This is a genomic window from Corallibacter sp., from assembly GCF_048381695.1.
Classification (GTDB): Bacteria; Bacteroidota; Bacteroidia; order Flavobacteriales; family Flavobacteriaceae; genus Corallibacter; species Corallibacter vietnamensis.
On record NZ_JBLXHI010000026.1, the window covers coordinates 5191 to 6833 of the forward strand.

Annotated in this window: 5 protein-coding genes and 1 pseudogene; all 6 read right to left on the reverse strand. The window is 35.1% G+C overall.

The window, feature by feature from the left end; translation table 11 throughout:
* Positions 1–130: pseudogene (rplE, locus tag ACN5J3_RS14205) on the reverse strand (50S ribosomal protein L5); the annotation flags it as partial.
* 2 nt (positions 131–132) lie between these two features.
* Entirely contained in the window at positions 133–444 is a 312-nt protein-coding gene (gene rplX, locus ACN5J3_RS14210; RefSeq protein ID WP_040492227.1) for a 50S ribosomal protein L24, read from the reverse strand.
* An 11-nt stretch (positions 445–455) separates the two neighbouring features.
* Positions 456–824 carry a 50S ribosomal protein L14 gene (gene rplN / locus ACN5J3_RS14215; protein WP_007650464.1) on the reverse strand — a complete coding sequence of 123 codons (369 nt, stop codon included), beginning with the start codon at positions 822–824 and terminating at the stop codon, positions 456–458.
* 2 nt (positions 825–826) lie between these two features.
* Complete coding sequence (gene rpsQ / locus ACN5J3_RS14220) at positions 827–1084, reverse strand: 30S ribosomal protein S17 (protein ID WP_040492188.1); 258 nt, start codon at positions 1082–1084, stop codon at positions 827–829.
* 13 nt (positions 1085–1097) lie between these two features.
* Entirely contained in the window at positions 1098–1289 is a 192-nt protein-coding gene (rpmC, locus tag ACN5J3_RS14225; RefSeq protein WP_007650467.1) for a 50S ribosomal protein L29, read from the reverse strand.
* A 13-nt stretch (positions 1290–1302) separates the two neighbouring features.
* Positions 1303–1643, reverse strand: a 341-nt coding sequence (gene rplP, locus ACN5J3_RS14230) for a 50S ribosomal protein L16 (protein ID WP_418512158.1), incomplete at its 5' end; no start/stop codon positions are given.

Sequence of the window (1643 nt, forward strand, 5' to 3'; positions counted from 1 at the left end):
CAACTCCTTTAGATACTACTATCTTTTGAAGTTTAGGCACTTGCATGATGTTTTTATAACCAAATTCGTCTGTAAGAGCTGCAGTTATTCTGCTTTTGTACTCTTCTTTAAGTCTAGGTGTATATGCCATAACTAAATTACTTCATTAGATTTTTTAGAAAATCTCACTTTTTTATCGCCTTCCATTCTGTACCCAACTCTGGTTGTTTCCCCTTTAGAGGTTAACAATGATAGGTTGGAAATTTGAATAGCTGCTTCTTTTTCTACGATTCCACCTTGAGGGTTCTGTGCACTTGGCTTAGTGTGTTTCTTTACCATGTTGATTCCCTCAACGATCGCTTTGTTCTTATCTTTTAATACTTTAAGCACTTTCCCTTCAGAACCTTTATGGTCTCCGGCTATTACTTTTACGGTATCTCCTGATTTTATTTTAAGCTTTGTCATTTTATTTTGCATTAAAGCACTTCAGGTGCTAATGATACAATTTTCATGAATTGTTTATCACGAAGTTCTCTTGCAACAGGACCAAATACACGTGTTCCTCTCATCTCACCGGTTGGGTTTAATAAAACACATGCGTTATCGTCAAATCTTATATAAGATCCATCTGGTCTTCTTACTTCTTTTCTTGTACGTACTACAACTGCAGTTGAAACAGCACCTTTTTTAATGTTTCCATTAGGTGTTGCATCTTTAACTGTAACAACAATTTTGTCGCCAACAGATGCGTATCTTCTCTTGGTACCACCTAGAACACGTATGGTCAATACTTCTTTTGCTCCAGTGTTATCAGCTACTTTTAATCTTGATTCTGTTTGTATCATAATTATTTAGCTCTTTCAATTATTTCAACTAGTCTCCAACATTTGGATTTACTCATAGGCCTTGTTTCCATGATCTTTACAGTATCTCCAATGTTACAATCGTTTGTTTCGTCGTGCGCAACGTATTTTTTTGTTTTTAACACGAACTTTCCATACATAGGGTGTTTTACTTTTTTAACTTCAGAAACCACAATAGATTTCTGCATTTTGTTACTAGTAACAATTCCTATACGTTCTTTTCTTAAATTTCTTGTTTCCATCTTTTCGGCAGAATTATTGTAAATCTCTTTTAGTTAATTCGGTCGCAATTCTAGCTACGTCTCTTCTTAAGGAACGTAATTGAATTGGGTTCTCTAAAGGAGAGATTGTATGAGCCATTTTTAAATCTACATAGCTCTTTTTGGTTTCACTAAGTTTCTCTTGTAACTCAGCTACAGATAATTCTTTAATTTCTGATTGTTTCATAATATCAAATAAATTATGCTTCGTAATCTCGAGCAATTATAAACTTAGTTCTAACTGGTAGTTTTTGTGCTGCTAGACGTAAAGCTTCTTGAGCTACTTCTAATGGCACACCACCTACTTCAAATAATATTCTACCTGGTTTAACGGTTGCTACCCAGTATTCAACAGCACCTTTACCTTTACCCATACGTACTTCAAGAGGTTTCTTTGTGATAGGCTTGTCTGGGAAAATTTTAATCCAGATAGATCCTTCTCTCTTCATGAAACGTGTAGCAGCAATACGTGCAGCTTCTATTTGACGAGCTGTAACAAAGCTTGTGTCTAACGATTTTATACCAAAAGTTCCACTGGATA

Bases quoted from the DNA above. Each gene is read 5' to 3' on its own strand.
- rplX (WP_040492227.1), bottom strand. From the start codon at position 444: ATGACAAAGCTTAAAATAAAATCAGGAGATACCGTAAAAGTAATAGCC.
- rpsQ (WP_040492188.1), bottom strand. From the start codon at position 1,084: ATGGAAACAAGAAATTTAAGAAAAGAACGTATAGGAATTGTTACTAGT.
- rpmC (WP_007650467.1), bottom strand. From the start codon at position 1,289: ATGAAACAATCAGAAATTAAAGAATTATCTGTAGCTGAGTTACAAGAG.
- rplN (WP_007650464.1), bottom strand. From the start codon at position 824: ATGATACAAACAGAATCAAGATTAAAAGTAGCTGATAACACTGGAGCA.